The 24,975-nt window shown below is 64.2% G+C and carries 22 protein-coding genes and 1 tRNA gene; 14 read left to right on the top strand and 9 right to left on the bottom strand.

The window, feature by feature from the left end; translation table 11 throughout:
- Positions 1 to 13: 13 nt before the first annotated feature.
- The gene (locus tag ACQR1B_RS32815) at positions 14 to 2,482 is read right to left on the bottom strand and encodes a PAS domain S-box protein (RefSeq protein ID WP_434837026.1); all 2,469 of its coding nucleotides are present in this window, start codon (positions 2,480 to 2,482) and stop codon (positions 14 to 16) included.
- 227 nt (positions 2,483 to 2,709) lie between these two features.
- On the opposite strand from ACQR1B_RS32815, the gene ACQR1B_RS32810 reads away from it, so the two are divergent.
- The 5 genes from ACQR1B_RS32810 to ACQR1B_RS32790 all read left to right on the top strand — a co-directional run bounded on the left by ACQR1B_RS32810 (position 2,710) and on the right by ACQR1B_RS32790 (position 7,580).
- Positions 2,710 to 3,846: a zinc-binding metallopeptidase family protein gene (locus ACQR1B_RS32810; RefSeq protein ID WP_434837027.1), complete on the top strand. Its 1,137-nt coding sequence runs from the start codon at positions 2,710 to 2,712 to the stop codon at positions 3,844 to 3,846.
- Positions 3,847 to 3,917: 71 nt separating this feature from the next.
- Complete coding sequence (locus ACQR1B_RS32805) at positions 3,918 to 4,133, top strand: hypothetical protein (RefSeq protein ID WP_434837028.1); 216 nt, start codon at positions 3,918 to 3,920, stop codon at positions 4,131 to 4,133.
- A 156-nt stretch (positions 4,134 to 4,289) separates the two neighbouring features.
- Entirely contained in the window at positions 4,290 to 6,305 is a 2,016-nt protein-coding gene (locus ACQR1B_RS32800) for an acetyl-CoA carboxylase biotin carboxylase subunit (RefSeq protein ID WP_434837029.1), read from the top strand.
- A gap of 109 nt (positions 6,306 to 6,414) precedes the next feature.
- Entirely contained in the window at positions 6,415 to 7,281 is an 867-nt protein-coding gene (locus ACQR1B_RS32795; protein WP_434837030.1) for an isocitrate lyase/PEP mutase family protein, read from the top strand.
- Positions 7,278 to 7,580 (top strand): acylphosphatase, encoded by a 303-nt coding sequence (locus ACQR1B_RS32790; protein WP_434837031.1) that lies wholly within the window; start codon positions 7,278 to 7,280, stop codon positions 7,578 to 7,580. Before ACQR1B_RS32795 ends, ACQR1B_RS32790 begins: the two co-directional genes overlap by 4 nt.
- A gap of 21 nt (positions 7,581 to 7,601) precedes the next feature.
- On the opposite strand, the gene ACQR1B_RS32785 is transcribed toward ACQR1B_RS32790, so the two are convergent.
- The gene (locus tag ACQR1B_RS32785) at positions 7,602 to 8,411 is read right to left on the bottom strand and encodes a methyltransferase domain-containing protein (RefSeq protein WP_434837032.1); all 810 of its coding nucleotides are present in this window, start codon (positions 8,409 to 8,411) and stop codon (positions 7,602 to 7,604) included.
- Positions 8,412 to 8,550: 139 nt separating this feature from the next.
- Here ACQR1B_RS32785 and ACQR1B_RS32780 point away from each other — a divergent pair, with 139 nt between their 5' ends.
- The 3 genes from ACQR1B_RS32780 to ACQR1B_RS32770 are packed head-to-tail and all read left to right on the top strand — an operon-like array spanning position 8,551 to position 11,229.
- A complete protein-coding gene (locus tag ACQR1B_RS32780) occupies positions 8,551 to 9,120 on the top strand; it encodes a GbsR/MarR family transcriptional regulator (RefSeq protein ID WP_434837033.1) in 570 nt (189 codons plus the stop codon).
- Positions 9,121 to 9,136: 16 nt separating this feature from the next.
- Positions 9,137 to 9,796 carry a DUF4166 domain-containing protein gene (locus ACQR1B_RS32775; RefSeq protein WP_434837034.1) on the top strand — a complete coding sequence of 220 codons (660 nt, stop codon included), beginning with the start codon at positions 9,137 to 9,139 and terminating at the stop codon, positions 9,794 to 9,796.
- On the top strand, positions 9,793 to 11,229 hold the full coding sequence (locus ACQR1B_RS32770) for a TIGR01777 family oxidoreductase (RefSeq protein ID WP_434837035.1): 1,437 nt from the start codon (positions 9,793 to 9,795) through the stop codon (positions 11,227 to 11,229). Before ACQR1B_RS32775 ends, ACQR1B_RS32770 begins: the two co-directional genes overlap by 4 nt.
- Positions 11,230 to 11,263: 34 nt before the next feature.
- Here the strand turns inward: ACQR1B_RS32770 and ACQR1B_RS32765 are convergent, their stop codons facing one another.
- A complete protein-coding gene (locus ACQR1B_RS32765; RefSeq protein ID WP_434837036.1) occupies positions 11,264 to 12,250 on the bottom strand; it encodes an AraC family transcriptional regulator in 987 nt (328 codons plus the stop codon).
- A 119-nt stretch (positions 12,251 to 12,369) separates the two neighbouring features.
- The gene (locus ACQR1B_RS32760) at positions 12,370 to 13,227 is read right to left on the bottom strand and encodes a LysR family transcriptional regulator (protein WP_434837037.1); all 858 of its coding nucleotides are present in this window, start codon (positions 13,225 to 13,227) and stop codon (positions 12,370 to 12,372) included.
- 112 nt (positions 13,228 to 13,339) lie between these two features.
- Between ACQR1B_RS32760 and ACQR1B_RS32755 the strand changes: the two genes are divergently transcribed.
- Positions 13,340 to 13,768, top strand: a complete 429-nt coding sequence (locus ACQR1B_RS32755) for a tautomerase family protein (protein WP_434837038.1) — start codon at positions 13,340 to 13,342, stop codon at positions 13,766 to 13,768.
- Positions 13,769 to 13,770: 2 nt separating this feature from the next.
- Here the strand turns inward: ACQR1B_RS32755 and lipB are convergent, their stop codons facing one another.
- Positions 13,771 to 14,493: a lipoyl(octanoyl) transferase LipB gene (lipB, locus tag ACQR1B_RS32750; protein ID WP_434837039.1), complete on the bottom strand. Its 723-nt coding sequence runs from the start codon at positions 14,491 to 14,493 to the stop codon at positions 13,771 to 13,773.
- A gap of 20 nt (positions 14,494 to 14,513) precedes the next feature.
- Here lipB and ACQR1B_RS32745 point away from each other — a divergent pair, with 20 nt between their 5' ends.
- Both ACQR1B_RS32745 and ACQR1B_RS32740 read left to right on the top strand, forming a co-directional pair.
- Positions 14,514 to 14,804 carry a FliM/FliN family flagellar motor switch protein gene (locus ACQR1B_RS32745; protein WP_434837051.1) on the top strand — a complete coding sequence of 97 codons (291 nt, stop codon included), beginning with the start codon at positions 14,514 to 14,516 and terminating at the stop codon, positions 14,802 to 14,804.
- A gap of 134 nt (positions 14,805 to 14,938) precedes the next feature.
- Positions 14,939 to 15,023: transfer RNA gene (locus ACQR1B_RS32740), tRNA-Leu, on the top strand.
- Positions 15,024 to 15,049: 26 nt separating this feature from the next.
- Here ACQR1B_RS32740 and ACQR1B_RS32735 read toward each other — a convergent pair.
- From ACQR1B_RS32735 to ACQR1B_RS32725, 3 genes are all read right to left on the bottom strand, one after another.
- A complete protein-coding gene (locus ACQR1B_RS32735) occupies positions 15,050 to 16,555 on the bottom strand; it encodes a tyrosine-type recombinase/integrase (RefSeq protein ID WP_434837040.1) in 1,506 nt (501 codons plus the stop codon).
- A 71-nt stretch (positions 16,556 to 16,626) separates the two neighbouring features.
- On the bottom strand, positions 16,627 to 16,848 hold the full coding sequence (locus ACQR1B_RS32730) for a hypothetical protein (protein ID WP_434837041.1): 222 nt from the start codon (positions 16,846 to 16,848) through the stop codon (positions 16,627 to 16,629).
- A 1,006-nt stretch (positions 16,849 to 17,854) separates the two neighbouring features.
- Positions 17,855 to 19,111, bottom strand: a complete 1,257-nt coding sequence (locus tag ACQR1B_RS32725) for an endonuclease/exonuclease/phosphatase family protein (RefSeq protein ID WP_434837042.1) — start codon at positions 19,109 to 19,111, stop codon at positions 17,855 to 17,857.
- A 1,605-nt stretch (positions 19,112 to 20,716) separates the two neighbouring features.
- Here ACQR1B_RS32725 and ACQR1B_RS32720 point away from each other — a divergent pair.
- A complete protein-coding gene (locus tag ACQR1B_RS32720) occupies positions 20,717 to 22,396 on the top strand; it encodes a recombinase family protein (protein ID WP_434837043.1) in 1,680 nt (559 codons plus the stop codon).
- Positions 22,397 to 23,028: 632 nt separating this feature from the next.
- Here ACQR1B_RS32720 and ACQR1B_RS32715 read toward each other — a convergent pair.
- A complete protein-coding gene (locus tag ACQR1B_RS32715; protein WP_434837044.1) occupies positions 23,029 to 23,190 on the bottom strand; it encodes a hypothetical protein in 162 nt (53 codons plus the stop codon).
- A 165-nt stretch (positions 23,191 to 23,355) separates the two neighbouring features.
- Between ACQR1B_RS32715 and ACQR1B_RS32710 the strand changes: the two genes are divergently transcribed.
- Both ACQR1B_RS32710 and ACQR1B_RS32705 read left to right on the top strand, forming a co-directional pair.
- Complete coding sequence (locus ACQR1B_RS32710; RefSeq protein WP_434837045.1) at positions 23,356 to 23,871, top strand: hypothetical protein; 516 nt, start codon at positions 23,356 to 23,358, stop codon at positions 23,869 to 23,871.
- A 313-nt stretch (positions 23,872 to 24,184) separates the two neighbouring features.
- The coding region (locus tag ACQR1B_RS32705) for a thiamine pyrophosphate-binding protein (protein WP_434874966.1) at positions 24,185 to 24,975 on the top strand (791 nt) is incomplete at its 3' end.

The following is a 24,975-nucleotide window of genomic DNA, read 5'->3' as shown; positions in this document are numbered from 1 at the left end:
CGCGGCCCGCGTCTCAGCGCGGCAGCGGCGCCTTCTCCGCCATCGCCTTGCGCAGGATGCGCGACAGCGACTCGACCGAATAGGGCTTCTTGATCAGCTCGAAGCCGTGATGGGCGTTCTCCGCCAGCACGTGGCTGTAGCCGGAGGTGAGCACGACCGGCAGGCCGGGATAGCGCTCGCGGATGATGCCGGCGAGCTCGAGGCCGTTGATGCCGGGCATGATGACGTCGGAAAAGACGAGGTCGACCGCGAACTCGTCGTTGGCGAGGATCGCCAGCGCATCCGCGCCATTGGCGACGCGGCGCGTGATGTAGCCGAGGTCCTCGAGCAGTTCGGTCGAGAACTGACCGACCTCGTCATTGTCCTCGACCACCAGCACGCGATAGCCGCGGCCGATGGTGGCGGGCTCGACACGCGCGGAGATGGCATCCGCGCCCGATTGCGGGGCGGCCGCCTGCGGCAGATAGATCGTGAAGGTCGCGCCGTGGCCGAGCCGGCTGTCGACTGCGATGTCGCCTTCGGACTGCTTGGCGAAGCCGAACGCCTGGCTCAGGCCGAGACCGGTGCCTTTGCCGACCTCCTTGGTGGTGAAGAAGGGTTCGAAGATCGCGTTGAGATGCTGAGGCGCGATGCCGCCGCCGGTGTCGGTGACCGCGATCGCGATGAACGCGCCGGGGCGCGCGACCTGGCCGCGCAGCGCCGGGATCGCCTCGGTGCTGCGCACGCTGATCACCAGCCGTCCCTCGCCGTTCATCGCGTCGCGCGCGTTCACGGCGAGGTTGATCAGCGCGGTCTGGAATTGCGCGATGTCGGCCAGCGTGAACAGTCGGGACTCCGTCACCGCAAGCTCGATCTGGATGCGGCTGCCGACGAGAGGACGGATGAGTTGAACGACGCTCTCGACCTGCTCGCAGACATTGAAGACCTGCGGCATCAAGGGTTGCCGCCGCGCGAATGCGAGCAGTTGCGCCGTCAGCTTCGAGGCGCGCTCGACCGTCTCCGAGATCGCATCGACATAGCGCCGGCGGCGCTCTTCCGCTAGGTCGCGGCGGCGCAGGAAGTCGGTCGCCGAACGGATGATGGTGAGCAGATTGTTGAAATCATGCGCGACGCCGCCTGTGAGCTGTCCGATCGCCTCCATCTTCTGCGATTGGCGCAACAGCTCCTCGCCCTGGATGCGCTCGGTGATGTCGACGGCCTCGGCGACCGCGCCCATGATGGCGTCGTGCTGGTCGAGCAGGGGCCGCATCGAGAGCTCGAAATGCCGCTCGCCGCTGGCAAAATCCAGCCGCACCTCGCTGCGAAAGCCTTTGCCTTCGCGCACGCGCCCGAACGCGTCGCGGAGCAGCTCGCTTACGCCCGGCGTCTGCGTGAACCACGGCGCCTCCCACAGCAACTGCCCGATCACGTCGATCTCGCCCGCGCGCATGCCGGCGATCGCGATGCGGTTGGCGTGCGTGACGCGGCCCTCGATGTCCAGGATACCCTGATACTGATTGCTGGTGTCGAAGATGGCGCGCATGCGCGCCTCGTTGGCTTCGAGCTGCGCGGTGCGCTCCCGGATCCGCTCCTCCAGCGTCTCGTTGATTCGGCGCAATTCGATCTCGGCCTGCTTGGCGGCCGTGACGTCGTGGGCGACGCCGATGAAGCCGATATGGCGGCCGGTCGCATCCCAGCGCGGCTGCGATTCCGATCGAAGCCAGCGCCATTCTCCGTCGGAACGGCGGTACCGTGCCTCGAGGAAGAACGGCTTCAGCGAGCGTTCCCCGGACTGCTGCTGCGCGAGGATGCGCGGCAGGTCCTCGGGATGCAGCACCTTGCGCCAGTCGAAGGCGAGCGCCTCGTCGACGGGCAGGCCGAGAAAATCGAGATAGGCGCGGTTGACGAAGGAGCGGGTGCGGTCGAGCTTGGTGACCCAGATCGGTACCGGCGCGCTGTCGGCGATGAGCCGGAAGCGCTCCTCGCTCTCGCGCAGCTTCGCCTGCGCGAGCATCTGGTCTGTGACGTCGATATGCGCGCCGACCAGCCGGATCGCACGGCCGTTCCAGTCGCGCTCGATGCGGGCGATGACGCGGACCCAGCGGGTCTCGCCATCGTTGGGGCGGATGATCCGATATTCGGTGGTATAATCCTCTTGCGTGCTCTTGACCGCAGCGATGAAATCCTGCTCGGCCCTGGCGCGATCGTCGGGATGGACGCGATTGACCCAGTCTTGGTGTGTCTCGTGGACGGCCTCGGGCGGCAGGCCGTGGATGATCAGGTATTCCGGCGAGCGGCGGTTGCGATAGCCTTCACGCAGGTCGACCTCGACGCCGCCGACCCGCGCGATGCGCTGGATGCGCGCCAGCTCGGCCTCGCGTTCTTGCAGCGCCCGATAGGCCTGATCCCGGTCGCGCGCGATTTCCTCGATGTGCTGACGCAATTCGGCCGCGCCGGCGACCTCCGGGACAACGTCGTCTCTGGGCGCATCCGCGCTGTTCATGCTGACCTGCACTGGGTGGACGAGCGGTCGCCGAAGAATTTCACCGCGGGTGTTCGGAAGCGTGGCGATATTGAGGTCATGGAAAGCAAAATAGCCGGCGAATGTGGCAGGCAGACGCCTCCATGACGAGAACGCCGGGGCAGATAAAAAGTTCCGCGGCCTCGGAACGGACTGTTACTGTTGTGCGTCGTCAGGCGCCGAACATCCGCAACGCGTAGGTCCATACCGTGAAGCTCTTCGTCTGCCAGGCGTGCAAGAACATCCTGTATTTCGAAAATCGCAGCTGTGGCCGCTGTGGCCATCAGCTCGCCTTCATGCCGGAGCGTCAGATCCTGTCGGCGCTCGAGCTGGCGGATGAGGGGTTTCGGACGCTGGCCGATGGCCAGGCCGGTCGCTTCTTCTGCGCCAATGCCGAGCACGACGCCTGCAACTGGCTGCTCGAAGCCGGCGAGAGCACGGGCTTCTGTCGCGCCTGCCGTCATAACGGCACCATCCCAAACCTCTCGGACCCCGCGCAACTCGCCGGCTGGCGCGAGTTGGAGGTGGCCAAGCACCGGCTGTTCTACTCGCTGCTCCGCTGGAAGCTGCCGGTGAAGACGCGGACCGACGATCCGGAGCACGGGCTGATCTTCAACTTCCTGGCCGATGATCCTGCCTTGCAGCAGAAGGTCCTGACCGGTCACGACAACGGGCTCATCACCATCGCACTCGCCGAGGCCGACGACTTCGAGCGCGAGCGGCGCCGGCTCGAAATGGGGGAGCCGTACCGCACGTTGCTCGGTCATTTCCGGCATGAGGTCGGGCATTATTTTTGGGACGTGCTGGTGCGCGATGCCGGCAGGCTCGATGACTGCCGCGCGGTGTTCGGCGATGACACGCTGGACTATGGCGAGGCGCTGAAGCGCCACTACGATCAGGGCGCGCCGCCCGACTGGCAGCAGAATTTCGTCTCCGCCTACGCGACCACCCATCCCTGGGAGGACTTCGCCGAAACCTGGGCGCACTACCTCCACATCGTCGACACGCTGGAGATGGCGTCCGAGTTCGGCATCGAGGTCAATCCGCCCGCCGACCAGATCGGCGGCCTGACCACCCGCGTGACCTTCGATCCCTACGTCGCCGATGACTTCGATACCATCGTCAATGCCTGGCTGCCGTTCACCTTCGCCATGAACAGCGTTGCCCGGGCGATGGGCACGCGCGAGCTCTATCCCTTCATCCTGACCCCGCCGGTCATCGGCAAGCTCGGATTCATCCACAATCTCGTGCGCCAAGGCGCGTCGGAGGCGTCGGCGCTGGTCCCGGAGCAGCAGGAGATGCAGCCGCAGGACGAGCAGCAGCAAGAAGAGGTCGGGGCGGCCTGATCTCTGCCTTGACTTGACGGAACATAGAGTGAACATGGCGGCTTGACCGGAGCGAGGGGCCGCATCACGCCATGCCGTCTGAACTGCATGCCACAGCCGGGGAGCCGGTAGACAAGGGGTTGGACGCTGCGGTGGATCAGGCCATCGCGGCCTGCGGCGGCGACCTCAGGGCGGCCATCCGCGCGCTGATTGTTGCCAACGATTATCTGGAGACCGAGGTCACCGAGCTGATGAAGGCGGTCTCGCATGCCTATGCGCGGGGTCGTTTCCACAGCTATTCCGGGTGACGGACCGCCGGCTGCTGGCATGCCTCGGACATGGGCGGGATCGCGCCGACAGACGGGTTGCGTACGGGCGATTTTGCTATAGACGAACCGTCAAGCTCGCGGTGGTCGTGCCTGTGCCGTGAGCGGGGAGCCCGCCCAAAGGTATCAAGAAAAAACATGTTCAAGACCATTCTGATCGCGAACCGCGGCGAGATCGCCTGCCGGGTCATCAAGACCGCCCGCCGCATGGGAATCAGGACCGTTGCGGTCTATTCGGAAGCCGATCGTGATGCGCTGCATGTCGAAATGGCCGACGACGCCGTGCTGATCGGGCCGCCCGCCGCCGCCGAGAGCTACCTCCTGATCGACCGCATCGTCGAGGCCTGCCGCAAGACCGGCGCCGAGGCCGTGCATCCCGGCTATGGCTTCTTATCGGAGCGCGAGGCGTTTCCGCGGGCGCTGGCCGAGGCCGGCATCGTCTTCATCGGCCCCAACCCTGGCGCCATCGCCGCGATGGGCGACAAGATCGAATCGAAGAAGGCCGCGGCCAAGGCCAAGGTCTCGACCGTGCCCGGCTTTCTCGGCGTCATCGAGGACGACAAGCACGCCGTGCGCATCGCCGACGAGATCGGCTATCCCGTGATGATCAAGGCCTCCGCCGGCGGCGGCGGCAAGGGCATGCGCATCGCGCATTCGACCAGCGAGGTGGCCGAGGGCTTCAATCTCGCCAAGGCCGAAGCCAAGGCCTCGTTCGGCGACGATCGCGTCTTCATCGAGAAATTCATCACCGATCCACGCCACATCGAGATCCAGGTGCTCGGCGACAAGCATGGCAACGTGATCTATCTCGGCGAGCGCGAATGCTCGATCCAGCGCCGCAACCAGAAGGTCATCGAGGAGGCGCCGTCGCCGCTGCTCGATGAAGAGACTCGGCGCAAGATGGGCGAGCAGGCGGTCGCGCTCGCCAAGGCCGTGAACTACGACTCCGCCGGCACGGTGGAGTTCGTCGCCGGCCAGGACAAGAGCTTCTACTTCCTGGAGATGAACACCCGCCTGCAGGTCGAGCATCCCGTGACCGAGCTCGTCACCGGCGTCGACCTCGTCGAGCAGATGATCCGGGTCGCGGCCGGCGAGAAGCTTTCGCTTGCGCAGAAGGACGTCGCGCTGACCGGCTGGGCAGTGGAATCGCGCGTCTATGCCGAGGATCCGTTCCGCAGCTTCCTGCCCTCGATCGGGCGCCTTGTGAAGTATCGCCCGCCGGCCGAGAGCAAGGCGGACGGCATCACCGTGCGCAACGACACCGGCGTGCAGGAGGGCGGCGAGATCTCGATCTACTACGATCCGATGATCGCCAAGCTGGTCACCCATGCGCCATCGCGGGCGGCTGCGATCGAGGCGCAGTCGACCGCGCTCGACGCGTTCTATGTCGACGGCATCCGCCACAACATTCCGTTCCTGTCGGCGCTGATGAACCATCCGCGCTGGCGCGAGGGCCGGCTGTCGACCGGCTTCATCGCCGAGGAATTTCCCAAGGGCTTTTCAGCCCGTACGCCGGAAGGCGAGATCGCGCGTCGGCTCGCCGCCGTGGGCGCCGCGATTGATCACGTGCTCGGCGAACGCAAGCGGCAGATCTCGCAGCAGATGATCGGCCGCCCGGTGAAGCGGCAGGGCCGCCGCGCGGTGTGGCTCGGCCGCGACGAGATCCTGCTCGACATCATCAGGGAGAACGGCGCGATCACGGTCCGCTTCGTCGGCGCCGACGGCAAGGTCGGCCCGGCGCATCAGCTGGTGTCGGAGTGGAAGCCGGGAGATGCGGTGTGGCACGGCACCATCGACGGGGCTCCGCTCGCGGTGCAGACGCGTGCGATCCCGAACGGCGTGCGGCTGGCGCATCAGGGCGTCGAAGCGCCGGTCTACGTCTACACGGAATCCGAGGCGGCGGCGGCGCGGCTGATGCCGGTCGTCACCGCCGGTGACAGCGGCAAGAAGCTGTTGTGCCCGATGCCGGGCCTCGTGGTCTCGATCGCCGTTACCGAAGGGCAGGAGGTCAAGGCCGGCGAGACGCTGGCCGTGGTCGAGGCCATGAAGATGCAGAACGTGCTGCGCGCCGAGCAGGACGGTATCGTGAAGAAGGTCCATGCCTCGGCCGGCGCCACGCTGGCGGTCGACGCGTTGATCCTGGAGTTTGCGTAGGGCTAACCGCCATCATTGCGAGCGAAGCGACGCAATCCAGGGCTCAGAAACAGACTCTGGATTGCTTCGTCGCTACGCTCCTCGCAATGACGAAGGAAAGGAGGCGAGGATGACCTTCCGTGCACGCAGAGAAGCGCTTCGCGCGATCCTCGCCAGTGACCGCTGCATCCACCCGGGCTCGGTCTACGACGCGATTTCGATCCGCGTCGCCGAGGATCTCGGCTTCGAACTCGGCATGTTCGGCGGCTCGGCCGCGTCGCTCGCCGTGCTCGGCGACCCCGACATAGCTCTCATCACGCTGACCGAGCTCGCCGAGCAGATGCGGCGGATGTCGCGCGCCGCCGCGCTGCCGGTGCTGGTCGATGCCGATCATGGCTACGGCAATGCGATGAACGTGCGCCGCACCGTGCAGGAGCTGGAGGCCGCCGGCGCGGCCGGCCTGACCATCGAGGACACGCTGCTGCCGCAGGCGTTTGGCGAAACCAAGCCGCAGTTGATCCCGCTCACCGAGGGCGTCGGCAAGGTGAAGGCCGCGTTGGACGGCCGCGGCGATCCCGCGCTGGCGATCCTCGGTCGTACCGGCGCTGCCTCGATCACCTCGCTCGACGATGCGATCATGCGGGCCAAGGCCTATGAGGCCTGCGGTGTCGATGGACTGTTCTTCACCGGCATCACCTCGCGTGACCAGCTTGATGCGATCGCCGCCGCGACGACATTGCCGATCGTGCTCGGCGGCGCGCCGGAGGAGATGTCCGATCCCGGCTATCTCGCCGCGCGCCGCGTCCGCGTCGCGCTGCAGGGCCATGCGCCGATCGCCGCCGCGACGCAAGCCGTCTACGAGACGCTGAAAGCGCTGCGTGATGGCGTCTCGCCGAAGCAACTGAAGGGGCTGCCGTCGTCCGAACTGACCGCGCGCGTGACGCGCGAGGCCGACGTCAAGCAGCGCCTGCGCGATTATCTGAGGCCCGGATCATGAGTGATCGCACCATGGTTCACGTGATGATCCACGGCCGCGTCCAGGGCGTCGGCTATCGCGCCTGGGTCGAGGATCAGGCCATCCTGAACGGCCTCGAAGGCTGGGTGCGCAACCGGACCGACGGCAGCGTCGAGGCGGTGTTTGCCGGCCCCGCGGATGACGTTGCGGCGATGGTTGGCGCCTGCCGCAAGGGACCGCCGGCCGCGCGCGTCGATCGGGTCGTAGACGAGCCGGCGACGGCCGACCAACTCGTCTTGCGCCGCCCGAGCGAGCCATTCTCGGTGATACAAACGGCGTAGCGCACGGCCGGTGCCAGGCGCTCACGTAGCTGAGATCACCAGCGCCTGAATGCGGCCCTCGATCGGTCCGGTCCCGAACCGTCGTCCGAGCGCATCTGCAACCGCCTGCGTCACTGCGGCAAGGCCCGGCGTGCCGCGCGCCTCGATCTCGCCACGCATCGGCGTGCCCTGGCAGAACGCCATCGCCGGCTCATGCGGCGAGGCCGCGTGGCTGCGATGCGTGACCGTCTCGATGACGATATCGGTGAAGCCCGCGTCGGTCAGGTCCGTCTTGATCCGTTCGGTGTCGTAGTAGCCGTGCGGGGTCCGCGTGAAGAACTGCGGCGGATCGTCGGGGAAGAGTTGCTGCAGCGTCTCGTGCACCACGAGAGGAAACGCGTTGTCCTCGATCCGGTCCCAGACATTGAAGATGAAGCGTCCGCCGGGCTTCAGCACGCGACGCGCCTCGGCGTACCCCTTGATTCGATCCGGAAAGAACATCACGCCGAACTGACACGCGACGGCATCGAAACTCGCATCGGCAAAGGGCACGGCGAGCGCATCGGCCTGCTGCCACCGGATGCGAGCCGCGTCGGCAAGATGCGTCTTCGCCTGCATCAGCATCGGCGCGTTGAGGTCGGTCGCGGTGATCCCAACGTCCGGCGGGAGGTGCGCATGCAGCGCCCTTGTGACGACGCCGGTGCCCGCAGCCGTCTCCAGCACGTCGCGCGGCTGCCGGGCTGTGATGCGTTGCGCGAGATCCTGCGCATAGGGTTCGAAGATCAAGGGAACCATGAACTGATCGTAGATCTGCGGGATCGATCCGGTGAAAGCCTTGTCGGATGCGGTCATGACTTGCTCCTGTTCCGAAGCGGGCAGGGACGATCGCGCCTGCGGCAAATGTGCGCCTGCATGTCCGTCTCGCCGACCACCCTTACGGTTCATCCTGGCGGCTCTTGACATTCACTCTCGTCAGTCAGATATTTCTGTCATGACAGAATTAACCGGCAAGAAAAAACTCCCGCCCGCCGTCGAGCGCTTCATTCTGAATTGGGGCGACATGGGCGACCAGTGGGGCGTGAACCGTTCGGTGAGTCAGATCCACGGCCTGCTGTATCTGGCGGAGAGGCCGATGACCGCGGAAGACATCGCCGACACGCTCGGCATGGCGCGTTCCAACGTCTCCAACTCGCTGAAGGAGCTGCTCGCCTGGGACCTGATCCGGCGCGTGCCGATCCTCGGCGACCGTCGCGATCATTTCGAGGCCGAGACCGACATCTGGGAGGTGGCGCAGCGCATCGCCGCCGGCCGCAAGGAGCGCGAGATCGATCCCGCGATCGCGGCGCTGCGGGCCTGCGTGGCGGAGGCGACCGGTGATCCCGGCATCAGCGCGATCGCGAGCAAGCGGCTGAAGGACATGCTGGCGTTCACCGAACTGGTCGACCGCTGGTACGTGCAGATGCTGAAGGTGCCGCGGCCGCGTCTCGTGGCGCTGATCAAGCTCGGCGAGAAGATTGCACATCTGCTGCCGTCGGGACGATCGAGGTCCGGCAGCGAGTAGGTGAGGGGAGGGCATCATGGTGAGCCTGCGACATCTCGGATCAGCAACGTCCTCCAACATCAGACTCCACGACGATCACCGGTTTCGTGCGCTGCTGTCGCCGGAGGATTGGGGACGGCTGCCGGTGTCGATCTGGCGCCGCTTCTCCAAGCGTCTCGCCGACGGCGCGACGGTGGTCTATGTCGGCGAGGTCGACCAGGCCGAGATGAGCCGCGCCGGCTTCTGGTTCGCACAGGCCGCGCGGCTGATCGGTGGGCCGTTGCCGACCACGGCAAACACCGGCGTGCCGATGATCGTCGCGGTGACCGAGGATGCCGCCAGCGGCGGCCAGATCTGGACCCGCATCTGCGGCCGCCCGCACGGCTTCCCACAGGTGATCCATTCGGCGAAGCGCTTCGCCGGTCCGACCGGGCTCGAGGAGTATCTCGGCTGGGGGCTGAGCATGAGCCTGCGCGTCTGCGTGGCCGACGGCGCGCTCGCATTCCACAGCGCCGGCTACACCTTCGCCTTCGCCGGGCGGCGCTGGCCGCTGCCATCATGGCTCACGCCCGGCGATCTCACCGTCACCCATTCCGACCTCGGCGCTGGCGCCTTCCGGTTCTCGCTCGAGATCGTCCATCCGCGCTTCGGGCGTATCGTCCGCCAGAGCGCAACGTTCCGGGAGTCCGCGCCATGACGCCGCTGCTCTGGTCCCTGATCGCCATCCAGATCGTGATGGGTGTGTTCGACACCTTCTATCATCACGAATTCACTGAACGCCTGGCATGGCGGCCGTCGCAGCGAGGCGAGCTCAAGTTGCACGGCGTCCGCAATCTGCTCTACGCGCTGCTGTTCGCCGTTCTCGGCTGGTGTGAGCCGCGCGGGCTGTTTGCTGTTGTGGTGCTCGCCGTGCTCGTCGCCGAGATTGCGATCACCTTGACCGATTTCGTCGAGGAGGATCTGACGCGCAAGCTGCCGCCGAGCGAGCGCATCAATCACACGCTGCTCGCGATCAACTACGGCGCCATCCTGATGCTCCTGGTCCCCGTGCTGATCGGCTGGGCGATGCGACCTTCCGCGATCGTGCCGGCGGATGCCGGCGTGCTGAGCTGGATCGCGGCCGCGGCCGCGATCGGCGCGGGTCTGTGCGGCCTGCGCGACTTCACGGCAGCCGCGCGGCTGGCGCGCATGTCGCAGCCGGACGCGAGCGGGTTGGTCGCGGTGCTGCCGCCGGCGCAGACCATCCTCATCACCGGCGCCACTGGCTTCATTGGCGCGCGCCTGGTGGCGAGCCTGACGACGGCCGGCCATCATGTCATCGCCCTGGTGCGCGATCCGGGCAGGGCGGCCGCTCTGCCGCCGCCGCTGACGCTCATCACCCATCTCGACCAGATCGCCCCCGACACCCGCATCGATGCCATCGTCAACCTCGCCGGCGAGCCGATCGGCAATGCGCCTTGGACCGCAGCCAGGCGGGCAGCGATCCTGCAGTCGCGGCTTGCGACGACGGAAGCCGTGGTGGCCCTGATCGCACGGCTCGAGCGCAAGCCGAAGGTGCTGGTCAACGGCTCGGCGATCGGATGGTACGGCCTGTGGCAGGATCAGCCGCTGACCGAATCCGCCAAGTCGCACGCCTGCTTCAGCCATGATCTCTGCGAGGCCTGGGAGCAGGCGGCCGGTCGTGCCGAGGCGCATGGCGTGCGCGTCGCGCTGCTGCGCATCGGGCTCGTGGTCGGCCGCGATGGTGGCTTCCTGTCGCGGATGCTGACGCCGTTCGAGTTCGGCCTCGGCGGCCCGCTCGGCTCCGGCGCGCAATGGATGTCGTGGATCGAGCGCGACGATCTGATCCGGCTGATCGCGCATGTGATCGCGACCGACAGCATCAATGGTCCCATCAACGCCACGGCGCCGCTGCCGGTGCGCAATCTCACCTTCACCGCCGAACTGGCGCGCCGCCTGCGGCGTCCGGCGCTGCTCCGGGTCCCCGCTGGCCTGCTGCGCCGGATCGGCGGCGACTTCGCCGACGAATTGCTGCTCGGTGGCCAGCGCGTGGTGCCCAACAAGGCGTTGTCCAGCGGCTTCGTATTCCGTCACCAGAGCCTGCGCAGCGCGCTGGAGGCGATTCTATGAACCATCGAGCCTGGGAGCGGCGCTGCGGCCGGGCTCACGACCGTCCGGCGCGGGCCGCCGTCGTCGACGGCAACTCGCCGAACGTGGCGCGGTAATAGCGCGCGAAGTGTCCGGCATTGGTGAAATTGCAGGCGGCGGCCGCCGCTGCCACCGTCATCGAAGGATCGCCCGAGCGCAGCATCGCGTGCGCCCGGCGCAGGCGGACCGCCTTGGCGAATGCCATCGGCGAGTAGCCGCGTACGCGTTCGAACACGCGGAAGATCGAACGTGCACTGACGCCAGCTTCGTGCGCGAGGCGTTCGACCGTGATCGGCTCGCGCCAATTGGCCTCGATGTAGTCTTCGAGCCGCTTGACGAGGCCGAAATCCGGCATCGGCGCGGGATCGATCAGCATGTCGCGGAAGCGATGACGGCTGGCGCAGAGGAAGGCGACCTGGACCGCGTCTTCCAGCTCGCGGTAGACGGCGGCGGGAAAGGCGGCGTCCTGCTCGCTCAGTTGGGTGGTGAGGAAATCGAGCAGCCGGAGCAGGCTGCCGGCCTGCGGATCGGCCGCCGGAATGGCGCTCTCGATCCCGTAGTCGGTGCGCGGCTGCACCCCGACCAGCGCCGTGAGCCGCTGTCGCAGCGCGGTCGGATCGAGCCGCAAAGTGAGGCGCCGATGACCGCCCTGGCAGGCCATCTGCCAGGGCATGCCCGCCGGCGCGACCGCGAATTGGTGCTCGGTGACGTCGGTAGCCTCGCCGCGGGCGCAACTGATGGCGCGCCCCTTCGTGGCGATCTGCACCCGCATGAAGGCGGCCGGCCGGTGATCGGAGACCATGTCGCAGGTCGTCGTGCCGAAGGCGAGACCGATGGTCTCGAGCTCGATCAAATTGACGACCGCCTCGAAGCGTTCCGCGTGTCTGAGGTCGACGCGCTCGGCACCGAGCTTGCGGCCCGCCAGGTCGCGCAGCACTTCGGCGTTGGAGGTCCGGATCAGGGCGTGGCGATGCAACGGTTCCAGGCCGACTGTGCCCGTCATGGCCGGGCTCGGCTTCGGCGAACCGCTGACGAGGTCAGCTGCGGTCAAGAGACGGTTCAAGCCGCTGCTCCTGAGCTCCGGACACTAACGTATGCTACATTACGATCCGTCGGCGTCAATTACTTCGACATTGATGCGCTTCGGAATGCCGCGGCGAGCGTACGCAACGCCGCGCGCTTGGCAGCCTCGCTGACCTTGGCATGAAGGATGACCTTTGACCGCCCGAGTCGCGGCAGGCTGGCGTTCGGCCCGATATCGACCAGTCCGACTGGTGCGAACCGGCGGGCCAGCGGCGCAATCGCAAGTCCGGCCTGGGCAGCGGCGGCGACGGCCGCGACACCGCCGCCGACGAAGGCTTCGATAAACGGCATTTTCGCCTTGTCGAGGGCGCGGATGGCAAGCGCGCGCACACCGCACGGTGAAGCCAGTGTCGCCAGCGGTACCGGGCCGCCTGCAGGCGCGCGAAACCGCGGGATCGCGAACCAGCCGAACTCGTCGATGGCCAGGGTCTCGCCGCCGCGACGGGATGCTTCCTGTCGCACGATGACCGCATCCAGTGCGCCGGCGTCATAGCGGTCGAGCAGGTCGCGCGAGAGGCCGATGCTGACAGACAGCACCAGCTCGGTCGCGATGGCCTGGAATTGTTGCAGCATCGGCACCAGCTCGGGGCCGGCGGCATGATCGCTGATGCCGAGCGACAGTCGGGGCCGGCTGCGAGGCGTTCCGGTCAGCGCGAGGTCGTGAGCGGCCACCAGTGCGCGGGCGTTCTCCAGGAAGGCCGCCCCCTCCGCGGTCAGCCGCACGGCACGCGGCGATCGGTCCAGGAGGCGCTTTCCGAGCGCGGCTTCCAGCCGCTGCAGCTTCAGGCTGACCGCGGCCTGCGTCGTGCCCAGCGCTTCGGCCGATCGCGTGAAGCTCTCCAGCTCGGCGACGAGGAGAAAGGCGCGGACCGCGGCGACGTCGAGAGTCGGCTTCATTACATATGCTTATCATTGATATCAGAAGCGATAGCATACAGAAATGATGGGAGAAGCGATAGAGTCTGGATCGCAGGCGGCTTTCCACCGCCGTTCCGGAGAAGAGCCCATCATGCCCCTGATCAACATCGTCTACGCAAGCCAGCGCCGCTCGCCGTCGCTGAAGAAGGACATTGCCGACGCCGTTACTGCGCTGACGGCGCGCATCCTGCGCAAGGATCCGAAGGTGACCGCCGTCATCGTCTCCGAAGCCGATGCGGCGGACTGGTTCGCGGGCGGCGCCTCGCTCGCCGAGCAGGGACTGGCGAGCTATTGGATCGACGTTCACGTCAGCGAAGGCACCAACACCAAGGACGAGAAGGCCGCCTATCTCGCCGCCGTGTTCGCGCGCATGGCTGAGCTGATCGGCCCGCTGCATCACGAGACCTATCTGCATGTCGACGAGGTGAGGGGAGATGCCTATGGCTTCGGCGGGCTGACGCAGGAGCGTCGCTATGTCGCCGCCCGGCTCGACGTGCCGCCGGAGCGGGGCGCGGTCTGAATTCAGACTGTCTCCGGCAATGCCGCGTGGGTTGCGCCGAACACGCTCTCGAAGGCCTGCCGGAGCGCCACGTCGACATCGGCGAGCGTGACCGGCAATCCAAGATCGACCAGGCTGGTGACGCCGTAGCGCGGGTCGGTGACGCCGCAGGGGACGATGGCCTGGAAATGCGACAGGTCCGGCTCGACGTTGATGGCGATGCCGTGGAAGGTCACCCAGCGCTTCAACCGCACGCCGATGGCGGCGATCTTGTCCTCGTGGCCGTCGCCCTTGTCCGGCCGCCGAACCCAGACGCCGACGCGATCCTCACGCCGCTCGCCGCGCACGTTGAAGGCGTCGAGGGTGCGGATGATGGTCTCCTCCAGCGCCGCGACATAGGCCCGCACGTCCGGCCGGCGGCGCTTGAGGTCGAGCATGACATAGCCGACGCGCTGGCCGGGGCCATGATAGGTGACCTGGCCGCCGCGCCCGGTCGGCACGAACGGAAAGCGTGGGTCGCGCAGGTCCTCCGGCTTGCCGGAGGTGCCGGAGGTGTAGATGGGCGGGTGCTCGAGCAGCCAGACCAGCTCCTCGGCCTCATGGGCGGCGATGGCCGCCGCCCGCGCCTCCATGAAGGCGGTCGCCGCGGCATAGTCGACCGGCGAATCGGAAATGCGCCACGCCACGGCGTTGCCGGCGGGGCCGGCAAAGGTGGTCAGGTCGAGCGTTTCGCGGCTGTTAACCATTGGCTAACCACAACATGGTGATGTCTCGGGTAACGGAATCCAGTGACTTCGGTGGTCTCGCAGTGTCAACCCTCGATAAAGTGACAGTCGACCTGATGGTCGTTCTCGGCACATGCTCCATGCCCATCCACCAGGTCTTGCGCCTGTCCCGCGGCGCCATCATCGAGCTGGATGCCACCGAGGCCGACGACGTCAAGGTGCTGGCCAACAATCTGCCCATCGCCGACGGGGTGGTGCTGGTCGACCGCAACCGCATCGCGGTCGAGGTCAAGCACATGCTGTCGCGCTCGCCGACGCCGACCACGCGATAGCGGCACGGGCACCACGAAAACCATCCACAATCCGGTATTTTAGGGCCCGGCGGGCCTTGTCCCTGCGAGATCGATTTGATACACGGGCGCGACTGATCCGGTACCTCCCTTCTCCTGGTTCCGGCTTCTCCTTAGCGCTCGTGGCGGAATTGGTAGACGCGCTGCCTTGAGGTGGCAGTGGGTAACACCGTGGGGGTTCGAGTCCCTCCGAGCGCACCACCCCCACGCGTAAGCATCTGTAAATGCTACGCTTTTTTTCCAAAATTACTACGGAAAGTTACTACTCTGTTCCTGGTTGATGTTCCTGCGCCGTTCCCATGGGGTATTGCAAGGAAGTCATCAAGCGACTGGCTCTGATCGAACGCCACGACCTTGTCCATGCCGCTCATGCCGAGCTTTTCCCGATTTGCCTTTGCGATGTAGTGCGCCGGCATCTTGGGGTCGGTCCACCCGAACATCGCCATCATCTGGCTCTCGGTACAGTCCGCATAAGCCGCCACTTCGGCCCGCGCCTTGCGGACCCCGTGGCAGCTCTTCTTCGGCTCGTTGACGCCGGCAAGGACGGCGTATTTCTTGAACTTCATCGCCCATGCCTTCTTGTTCATCGGCAGTATGCGCCCCTTGACCATTTTGCCGGTGAAGACTTCCGCGCCGATGATCCCATGGGTTCGAGCCGCCCGAAGGCTTTCGGCGAATTCCGGGTGTACGGGCACAGTGACGGTCGTGTTGCCCCGGCTTTTTTCAGTGGCGATCTGTATCGCCATCTTGCGGACGATCTGGCGCAGGTGAGGCGGCCCGAAGCGGTGGGCGTCTCCCAGCCGTAAGAAGGTGTAATGGAGGATGTCGAACATCAGCCGCGCCTCGGTGCCGAGCGGCCACTTCGCGCGATAGAGCGCCATATCCTCCTCGGTCCAGGGGATCAGCCCACCCGTCTCGCGGCTGGCTCTTGCCTTGCCAGACCTCACCCCGATCGTCGGGTCGTCGTCCTCATCGAGATGCCCTTCGTCGATCATCCAGCGGATCATGCCACGCAGCGCGGATAGCAGGTTGCCTGCCTGAGATGGGGTGCGTGCTTTCATCTCCGCCTTGATGACTTTGCGGCTCAGAACGGCGAAGGGCTTCTCGCCGTTCTCGACGAGCAGGCTTTCGACCAATCCGGTGCGCTGCAGCCGCGTGGCGTCCGACAGGCCCTCGAGACCGACGCGGAGGTCGCCGAGCCAATGATCGCTCTGCTTGTAGAGCGTCCAGTACCATCGCAAGGTCTGAGGGGTAGGGGGGCCAGTCAGGGCTTGATCGCGTGTTTCGTTGCGTTGTTTTTGCGCGTTGACGTAGTCCGTGGCGTCGCCATAGAGCGCTATCTGCGAAACAATGGCGGCGTCACACTCGAGGTCGAACTCCTTCGTGCCGATCGCGGCGTTTATTCTGATCCTCGGCAGTCGATTGCGAAGCTGGACATAATAGCGCGTCTGTCCACGCTGTGAGCGATCGGCATGCACGTAGCGGCGTTCCGGCTGGACGAGCGGATCGGGTTCGATACGTCGTTTACGCATCACTCCTCCAAGAGCCGCGACCGCGGCTTCATAGGCCGCGTCGAAGGCAGCCGTGCCGTATTCCTCGCGGATCCCGACCCGACGACCCTTGCGGCTGACCTTGACGTACCAGCGCAAGGCACCCAGGACCGAATAGTCGAAATAGAGGTACATGCGCCGATCGCCGGAGGCGCGGGGGTCGCGTCGATCGCCATCAAGCATTGGGCTGCTCCGTGAGCCAATGCCTGGAGTCTACGAATCGGCGGATTCGGCATCAATGCGAAAGGTGCGCTTCAGCCGCTTTCGGAGCGATTCAGATGGCGCTGAAGCGCTTCCGAAGGCGCCCAGGTTTCGACGCAATCATTCGCCGGCTTCATCGGTGCGGTGCCCGAAGTGAGTGAGATCCGGATGGTGCCGTCGGCGGATATGTTGACCTCATTGGCGCCGGCCTCCTTCGCGGCCCGTATCGCGCGGGCGATATCGGCTTGAGTGACCTTGGCAGGACGGCGGGGCATGGAACTTTCTCCTGACGGCAATTCAGCAGCAGTTGAGAGAACCGCATTGAGAACGTGCGCTTCGCAATCGCACCATTCATCTCGTCGGCACAGCGATCGGGATGAAAGACTGAACTCCCTCCCAGCATAAGGGTCGACCACACCGCAGAGGGCTTTTGGCCAGTCTGGCGCGGAAATCGGATGGCCTGCGATTGTCTCGGTCGAGACGTGAGGCTCGCTGAGAGTGCCGCACGCAAACTGGAGAACCTCGTCGAGGATGCTCTCGACGTCTCTGTGCAGGCCGCAGTTGAGGCCGCGATCTCAGGCGCACCGCAGCCCGACAGCGCCCAACGAGTCACCGCCGAGGGACTCGGGAAAGAACGGGATACCAAACTGGGTAACGGTGGTTGCAGCTCTCTGCCCAGACGGGTGTCTCGTTCCTATCGTCGGACAGTGCGGCGTTCCGAGCACGGAAGAGATCGTCTACCGTATGATGTCATGGCCTGTTTTGTTGTTCCGGGGCTCGTCAGTCGGATTTCGGAACGCAGGGCGAGGCCCCGTCGTCTGAGCACCTGACGGTCATGTCCTTGGTGCCGGTACCTCCCGATGATTGGGGGGACACCACTCTGCGACGAAGTTGGCCGGCATCAGCGAAGGCGAGCTAGGACGCGCCAGCTGGCCGGCGATCAGGACGTGGCTTGCCCCTTGGCTGCGGATCATCCACCTGAGAATAACGGCCAAATGTCCGGTCTGGCGAAGCTCTCCAATCACTGTAGGTTGTTCCATGGGGAGGAGCTACTCATGAGGAAGATCGTCCTTGTGGCCATCAGCCTGACCGCTATCACCGGGGCAGCAGAAGACGCTGGCTGCCTTACCAGGTTTTAAAGTCGTATCTAGCTGCGGCGAGATTGGTGCGCCTCGACGAGCTCCTGGCTCACGGTTTTGCTCGCGTTCACGCAGCGTCTTCCGCGACCGCCATCGGTCCCTCCGATTTGTGAGACACGACGGTACAAGACCGCCATTGCATCTAGAAGCGAACCGTTGCCTTGAGCGGACAGTGATCCGAGATGGCCAGGAGCGGATCGGGATGGTCTTGATTGGCTGGCCGTGTTCCGCCGAAACGACCGATGGCCAGCTTGGTCGCGGGAGCTATGGCCGTCAGACTCTTGCTGACGAACATCTGGTCCAGCCCGATTGGATTGCGGCAGCCGAGACTATCGGCGCGCGTCAACGGCTTGAGAGCCTCTTGACTGAAGAATTCACGCTTTGAGCGCTCGCAGATTTCCTTCGCGACGGCATTTACCGGGCATTGGGGGTCGAGATGCGTCAGGGCACTGTCCTCTGGGGCGCCATCGTTGACCTCGCCCGACAGGCTGCGAACGAGAACGCCTGCAGGCAAGGGGGAAGCGGGATCGCTGCCGTTCGCACGCACTTTGGACGGGCCAATCGAATTTTCTTCATGGGAGACGTTGCGATTGAAGTCGCCCATGAGCACGGCGGGCGCTCCTGCCGACCGCGCTTCGAGCCAGGCTTCCAATGGACGGACCTGTTGTTGCAGGATCGGGCACGCATCGCCGCTGCCGTCGAGCTTGCCGCGATCTTCGAGAGGGCTGACGCAAGAGGATTTCAGGTGAACCGTCAGGATCCTCAGTGGCTTTCCGTCGATCTGCAACGTGACCGACAAGCCCGGCCGCACCTGATCCGTCGGGTCGAGATGCGGCAGGGAGAGCGGCTTTTCGACGACGCAATCCGTCGATGAGCCGAGCGATCTCTTCCAGGCGATGGCGAGCCTCTGAACCTTGAAAGCGTCGAATGAGCACACTTCATAGTCCGCGCCGCTGTTGGGCAGCACCTCTCGAACGGCTGTCTCGCCGCTGACCTCCTGGAAGGCGATGATGTCAGCGTCGACATTTGAGCGGATGAACTCGCTGATTTGCTGCGCCCGCTTCTGGTAAGCGGACTCGGTCACCGGAACGATCTTGAAATTGGACTGGAACACATCGCAGGGCGGCTTCTGTGCGATGTCCCATTTGATCTTCGCATTGCGGCCCCAGCGTAGCTCCCAGCCAGGCTTCGCCTGTCCTGTCATGGAGGGTTCAAAAAGGCCGGTCGCCTGGTTGAGCGCGAACGGCTGCCCGCACTCTTTGATCCACGTTTTGGCCTCGGCTTGGCTCAGGTGCCATCCGAGATTCCACGTTGCCAGGGTCAGATCGCGAGCATCCGCGGATTTCGAGTTGGTCATAGCCACGGAAACGAGCAGTGCCAGGATGAAATGGAGTTTCATGGGGCGCCCTCAAAAAAACTGCGGCTTCAAAATCGGAAAATGTGCTGATGACTGATCTGCGCCCACCGCTGAACGCGGGTCATGAGCCGGCGCAATTCCACCGCAAGTGCCCGCAGATTCAGGTCATCATGCATGGATGAGTTGCTGGCGCAAGGCGCGCATCGTGACACGTTTCCCGCAAAGCGGATCAGCGCTCTGTTTGGTCGAATTTGCTCGTAGGTGGGAGAACGCGCTCTGTCATTTGCCAACCGACGCGCTTCGGCACAGCCTGCAGGGCCACGGAATCGCGAGAGGCTCGGCCGCGATTTTGGCCGCGAGGACGATGGAGGCCAGCATGCATCCAAAGGCGCTCTGCGGGCCGTCCCGATCGGCATTGTCGAAGATGCCGAAGAATCCGCTCTGACGGCGCTCGCCGAAATGTTTGGAGAGTTCAAGCTTCTGATGATCATAAGAAGCGACCTTTTCGATGTTGCTCCAATCCTTAGCAGCGCCCTGCGATCAAGCGAAGGGTCGGCACGGGCCGGACTGGGCGGTTCTGGTGTCGCTCGCCGGAGGCGCTCGCGTTGAGGGCTGCCGCTTCGCGGCACCGCTATCACTGCCCCAAACGCGGGTGCCTTATTAACCGGTCTCGCGACTGCACTCGGTCCCGGGTCTGGCAGCCAACGCCGCGACCACTCTCCTGACCCTCCTGCGGGTGCCTTCTCCGCCTTCGCTCCGCTCTGGCCCATTCGTTCGCGGCTTGCGCATGCGCTTGGTGATCATTCCATTCGATCACTTGGCGGTTCAGTATCGCGTCTGGCGCGACCGGCACCAGCCTCATCGAGCCGGTCAGCGTAAGGACGGGCGCCGAGTGCCGCGCGAATGTTGCAACCTGCCATGAGTTCGGGGGCGAGATCGAGCGTCATTTTCGGTCGCCAGTCGGGAGCATTGAGCTTCAATTCTTCAGCACGACGCCCGGCACGCCTTCATCGCTCCAGTCCCGGGTCAGACAGTTGCGTCGGTGATGCCCCCCAGGCACGCCAGCGCCTTGCGACGTCAGGTCCCGCGCCGCGGGCGCGATAGCGTCTCGCGGGGAGGTCATCGCGGGGCGCGCGTCTGGCCCCGTCTCGTCGGTCCGCTTGATCACCTTCCCCAACCGTTGAGGTCTTCGCCCTCGACAAAGCATCGTCCGAGGGACCGTCCATATCGATTGGGCCCGACGATCTCGCAGTCGCAGGAGCGTTCCTCCGAAAACCGGATGAACGTCTCGCGCCGCAATAAGGCAGGCCCGTTTGTGCCCGGAGGAATCGATGCGGAGCAGGTCCGATGCCGGAGCGTCGATTCCGACAAGGCTGAGTGTCGTCGTGCGGTCTCAACCGTATCGCCATCGGCTATGCGAGGTTCACCCGAACGAACCGCATGGCGAACGGGGCGGGACGACGCCTCCAAATTTCTGGATTTTGGTGCCCAAACCGCCATCGGCCCTGTCCGGGCGCCGCCGCTCGAGAAATAGATCCCGCTGGGCTTGGTATGCGGGCTTGGACGCACGGCGAAAAATTTGAGTGTTGTAAGTCGCTTCTGACAGGCGTTTGATCGCGTCGGCATGGATTTGGTCGAGATCCAGCGATGACGAACGCGCTCGTGGTTCGTGAAAATTACCTGCCGGACGTTCAAAGCGGGCGTGCAGCGCAATACGTCCGCATGTCGACCGACTACCAGCGCTACTCGATCCAGAATCAGGCGGCGGTCATCGCGGCCTATGCTCATGCTCACGGTCTTGCGATCGTCAAGACCTACGCGGATCATGGCGAGAGCGGTCTCAAGATCAAGAACAGGCCGGGACTTGTCAAACTGATCGAGGACGTCAGCAGCGGACGCGCCGAGTTTGGCCATATCCTCGTCTATGACATCAGCCGGTGGGGACGGTTCCAGGACGTCGACGAAGCTGCGCATTACGAGTTCATCTGCAAGCAGGCCGGCATCAAGGTGAACTATTGTGCCGAGCAGTTCGACAATGACGGCAGCATGCTGTCCAATATCGTCAAAAACCTGAAAAGGGTTATGGCGGCCGAATATAGCCGCGAATTGTCGGTCAAGGTTCATACTGGTATTTGCCGGTTCGTCGGACTTGGCTTTCTGCCCGGCGGCCCCATTGGCTACGGACTCGAGCGCGTTTTGGTCAACGAGCGCCTTGAGCCGAAGAAAGTCATGGAGAGGGGGGAGCGGAAGTATCTTCAGACGGATCATATTCGTCTGCGGCCTGGCGATGCACATGAAGTCGCCATTGTGAAACGGATCTTTGCACGCTTCGTTCAGGTGAAATCGGAGAAGGCTATCGCAAGAGAACTAAATCGCGAAGGCTCGTGGTGCCGAGGGAAGGCCTGGAGAGCCCCCACCATCAGCCGTATGCTGCGAAACGAAAACTACATTGGTAACCTGGTCTACAATCGACAATCAAAGAAACTCGGCGGCGAGCGAATTAACAATCCCTCGAACCTATGGGTCCGTGCCGAACGGTGCTTTGAACCCGTCGTCGCAAGGGAGATCTTCGTCACTGTCCAGAAAATCATGAAAGAGAGGCGCGTCGACCTCAGCGAGGAGGAGATGCTGCTCCGTCTGAAGAAAACATTGAAGAAGGAGGGACGTCTCACTCCCACGATCATCAACGCAACGGCGGAGCTCCCGTCCGCCCGAACCTATGTCGACCACTTCGGGACCCTGCGAAATGCCTACAGGTTGATTGGATATCAGTCGCAGCGACGCTGCGAGTACATGGACAGTCGTCGGCTGTGGGTCGAGCCACTCTCATCTCTCGCAGGACGTATCTGCCAAAGGATGCAAAAGGAAGGATGCGACGCAGCCATCCACAGCGTCAAGAGCCGTTGGATCAACGTCGGTGTTCCCGAGCAGCATCTGATCGTTGACAACCGATGGCAGATTTTTTTCCGGATAGCGTATTGGACGGCTGGAGATCGCCCGGGCTTTTCTCCCTTTTGGAGCGTCTCGTGTCGACGGCTACCGACCGGTTGGATCGTGGCAATCCGGCTGAGTGAGCACAATGAGGCCGTGCTCGACTACGTCTTGATGCCAACGGCTCCAAACGACAGCAACATGATCAGATTCCGTGAGAATGGGCGTGCCGAGCACGGTGTCACCTACTTCGACACGGACGTCGAGCTTGTCCGGGCATTGGTTCGCCTGGTCACCAAAGAGAGCCGTGTCGCGCGATCACCGCAGCGACGACGGACCCGATCAGTGAAAAGATCCCGATCCAACGAAAAGGGCGCTGACGCACGGCACCGATAGAACGCAGGTAGAGATACGCTCCCAGGAGAGACCCGTAATTCCGTCGAAAGTCGCCATTCAATCTGGAAATATGAACCAGGTCGGATGTTGGACGTGATTGTTCGGCCATCGCTGTCTCCTGAGTTGAGTCAGCACCCCATAAACCACTGATTTGCCCGACGGTGCAAGTGAAATTCGGTTTATGCGAAGTTTATTGGGCGGTCATGGAACTAGCAATCCTGTGTTGTGCGGACGCGATATCGGCGTTGCCGATCGCCAAGGTGGTAATGCGGCTGCTGGCGCTCTCTTCACTGCGGCCCGGCATCAATCACAACGCCGTGGGCAGAGTTGTAATGAGGCTCGAGTGGGCAGCCGGGTGGCGCCGCTATGCTTGCTGTACAACTGCGTGCGTGAATTGGTTCAACGCTAGTCTTGCGCACGCTCTACCAACTACGCCAACATCAGGTTAAGGGATACTTAGTGTAATGCCGCTGCGAGGTGTTCGTCATCCAATAGGACGGCGCCGAACCGGCCGTTGCCAAAAATGACTGGTGCTTTTGCGCCGTTCCGGGATGATGCCGGCATAGAGGCGACAAACGGGCCCGCGCGCAGCGCAAGGCCCCAGATCGGACGACACGAAGAACAGTCCGGCATCAAAACCATGCCCACCGCACCGCCAGCCCACCGGACAATGGCAGCGGCCAGTCGCGATAGCGCGCATGGTCTTCGTTGTGGAAGAAAGTACGCAGGCCATTGCCGCGCTGAGTGAAATGGCTTGGATGATTTAGAACGACGATCTGGGTGAGGCGTGCCATGCGACACGATCGTCCGCAGGACATCCGCAGTTCTACCTTTTCGCCATTGCGCGGCATTGCAACCAAGGATAATTGTCAGGAGTGGGCACTTAGTAAAGAGCGTGAGTTCCCCCGTCTTTTTTACGTGGCGGGAGCGAGTTTGGCTTCGATGCCGGGGAGGGGCATTTGGACCTCGATTTGACGAAGTTGGATACCATGCACCCCCTTTTGGCTCCGTCGACCGTAGCAGACTACCTGCTCAAGGTTGCTATCGGGCTCGGGCGGCAAGGTCACGAACCGGGGGCGCTTCTCATCGTCTCACTTGACGACGAACTGACCGACGCCAAACTGAATTGGGTGCAGTCGGATCCCGGGACGGCCAATCGTCTGGATTGGCACAGAATCACGGAAGATGCGGCGGAAGCGATTACTTTGGCTTTGGTATATGAAGCGAACGGCTGGGTTGTTCGAAGAAGAATGCAAAGAGGCGAGTTTGCGGATTGGCTGCTCATTGACAAAAATCGGGGATTGGTGGCGCTCGAGGTGAGCGGCGTTGATAAGCGGGACGACAAGGGGCGGCGATTGCGGGAAAAGCTTGAGCAATTAAGTCGGTGTGAATTGGGTCGGAGGGCGGCTTGTGTGGTCGAGCTCAGTCCACCTAGGTCGTGCCTAGCAAATGCTATTGAACACAACGGTGATTGAAGCACTGTATCCGCGTGTGACGGAAGCTATTCGGCGGGCCGAAAGCTTAGACGGTCTCGACGCCGCGGCAGCGATCGGTGCCTATTTGGAAGTTTCGCTGCTTGAAGAGCAGATTGCTTTGCTCTTACCCCCGGGGGATGTCGAGGGAGCAATTGCTAGACGCGGCGCCGTTCGTGCTGCAATTTCAGCCCGCGATTTCGCCCGGGCGACAGAGCTGGTGTCAAAATTCAGCCAGGAGCCTGGCGTAGGCGGCGCACTATCGTTTGAACTTCGCGCGCTTCTACAGAGCATCTCCAGCCATGATCCGAACCAGATGACCGGCGCCGCGATGATCGTGCGCGCGCTCATCGACCACGGCGTGCAGCACCTCTTCGGCTATCCCGGCGGCGCGGTGCTTCCGATCTATGACCAGATCTTCCAGCAGAGCGACGTCCAGCACATCCTGGTCCGCCACGAACAGGGCGCCGGCCATGCCGCCGAAGGCTATGCGCGCTCGACCGGCAAGCCCGGCGTCGTGCTGGTGACCTCGGGCCCTGGCGCCACCAACATGGTGACGCCGCTGGCGGACGCGCTGATGGATTCGATCCCGCTGGTCTGCATCACCGGCCAGGTGCCGACGCATCTGATCGGCAACGATGCCTTCCAGGAGTGCGACACCGTCGGCATCACCCGGCCTTGCACCAAGCACAATTGGCTGGTCCGCAACATCAACGATCTGGCCAAGGTGCTGCACGAGGCGTTCTATGTCGCGACCACGGGCCGTCCGGGCCCGGTCGTCGTCGACGTGCCGAAGGACGTGCAGTTCGCGGTCGGCACCTATCATCCGCCGCGCAAGTCCGACGCGCACATCTCCTACGCGCCGCGCGTCAAGGGCGACGCGATGCAGATCCGCAAAGCGGTGGCCCTGCTGGCCTCTGCCAAGCGGCCGGTGATCTATTCCGGCGGCGGCGTCATCAATGCGGGGCCGGGGGCCTCGAAGCTGCTGCGCGAGCTGGTCGAGGTCACGGGCTTTCCGATCACCTCGACCTTGATGGGGCTGGGCGCCTATCCGGCGTCGGGCACCAACTGGCTCGGCATGCTCGGCATGCACGGCACCTACGAGGC

The sequence above is a fragment of the Bradyrhizobium oligotrophicum genome (assembly GCF_051168495.1).
GTDB classification, from domain to species: Bacteria; Pseudomonadota; Alphaproteobacteria; order Rhizobiales; family Xanthobacteraceae; genus Bradyrhizobium; species Bradyrhizobium oligotrophicum_A.
The sequence above is the reverse complement of the archived record's forward strand: the minus strand, read 5'-3'. Positions and strand labels throughout refer to the sequence as shown.

What these genes read in the sequence shown, in the direction of transcription:
- ACQR1B_RS32815 (WP_434837026.1), bottom strand. Translation starts at nt 2,482, where the DNA reads ATGAACAGCGCGGATGCGCCCAGAGACGACGTTGTCCCGGAGGTCGCC.
- ACQR1B_RS32805 (WP_434837028.1), top strand. Translation starts at nt 3,918, where the DNA reads ATGCCGTCTGAACTGCATGCCACAGCCGGGGAGCCGGTAGACAAGGGG.
- ACQR1B_RS32800 (WP_434837029.1), top strand. Translation starts at nt 4,290, where the DNA reads ATGTTCAAGACCATTCTGATCGCGAACCGCGGCGAGATCGCCTGCCGG.
- ACQR1B_RS32795 (WP_434837030.1), top strand. Translation starts at nt 6,415, where the DNA reads ATGACCTTCCGTGCACGCAGAGAAGCGCTTCGCGCGATCCTCGCCAGT.
- ACQR1B_RS32790 (WP_434837031.1), top strand. Translation starts at nt 7,278, where the DNA reads ATGAGTGATCGCACCATGGTTCACGTGATGATCCACGGCCGCGTCCAG.
- ACQR1B_RS32785 (WP_434837032.1), bottom strand. Translation starts at nt 8,411, where the DNA reads ATGACCGCATCCGACAAGGCTTTCACCGGATCGATCCCGCAGATCTAC.
- ACQR1B_RS32780 (WP_434837033.1), top strand. Translation starts at nt 8,551, where the DNA reads ATGACAGAATTAACCGGCAAGAAAAAACTCCCGCCCGCCGTCGAGCGC.
- ACQR1B_RS32775 (WP_434837034.1), top strand. Translation starts at nt 9,137, where the DNA reads ATGGTGAGCCTGCGACATCTCGGATCAGCAACGTCCTCCAACATCAGA.
- ACQR1B_RS32770 (WP_434837035.1), top strand. Translation starts at nt 9,793, where the DNA reads ATGACGCCGCTGCTCTGGTCCCTGATCGCCATCCAGATCGTGATGGGT.
- ACQR1B_RS32765 (WP_434837036.1), bottom strand. Translation starts at nt 12,250, where the DNA reads ATGACGGGCACAGTCGGCCTGGAACCGTTGCATCGCCACGCCCTGATC.
- ACQR1B_RS32760 (WP_434837037.1), bottom strand. Translation starts at nt 13,227, where the DNA reads ATGAAGCCGACTCTCGACGTCGCCGCGGTCCGCGCCTTTCTCCTCGTC.
- ACQR1B_RS32755 (WP_434837038.1), top strand. Translation starts at nt 13,340, where the DNA reads ATGCCCCTGATCAACATCGTCTACGCAAGCCAGCGCCGCTCGCCGTCG.
- lipB (WP_434837039.1), bottom strand. Translation starts at nt 14,493, where the DNA reads ATGGTTAACAGCCGCGAAACGCTCGACCTGACCACCTTTGCCGGCCCC.
- ACQR1B_RS32745 (WP_434837051.1), top strand. Translation starts at nt 14,514, where the DNA reads ATGTCTCGGGTAACGGAATCCAGTGACTTCGGTGGTCTCGCAGTGTCA.
- ACQR1B_RS32735 (WP_434837040.1), bottom strand. Translation starts at nt 16,555, where the DNA reads ATGCTTGATGGCGATCGACGCGACCCCCGCGCCTCCGGCGATCGGCGC.
- ACQR1B_RS32730 (WP_434837041.1), bottom strand. Translation starts at nt 16,848, where the DNA reads ATGCCCCGCCGTCCTGCCAAGGTCACTCAAGCCGATATCGCCCGCGCG.
- ACQR1B_RS32725 (WP_434837042.1), bottom strand. Translation starts at nt 19,111, where the DNA reads ATGAAACTCCATTTCATCCTGGCACTGCTCGTTTCCGTGGCTATGACC.
- ACQR1B_RS32720 (WP_434837043.1), top strand. Translation starts at nt 20,717, where the DNA reads ATGACGAACGCGCTCGTGGTTCGTGAAAATTACCTGCCGGACGTTCAA.
- ACQR1B_RS32715 (WP_434837044.1), bottom strand. Translation starts at nt 23,190, where the DNA reads ATGGCACGCCTCACCCAGATCGTCGTTCTAAATCATCCAAGCCATTTC.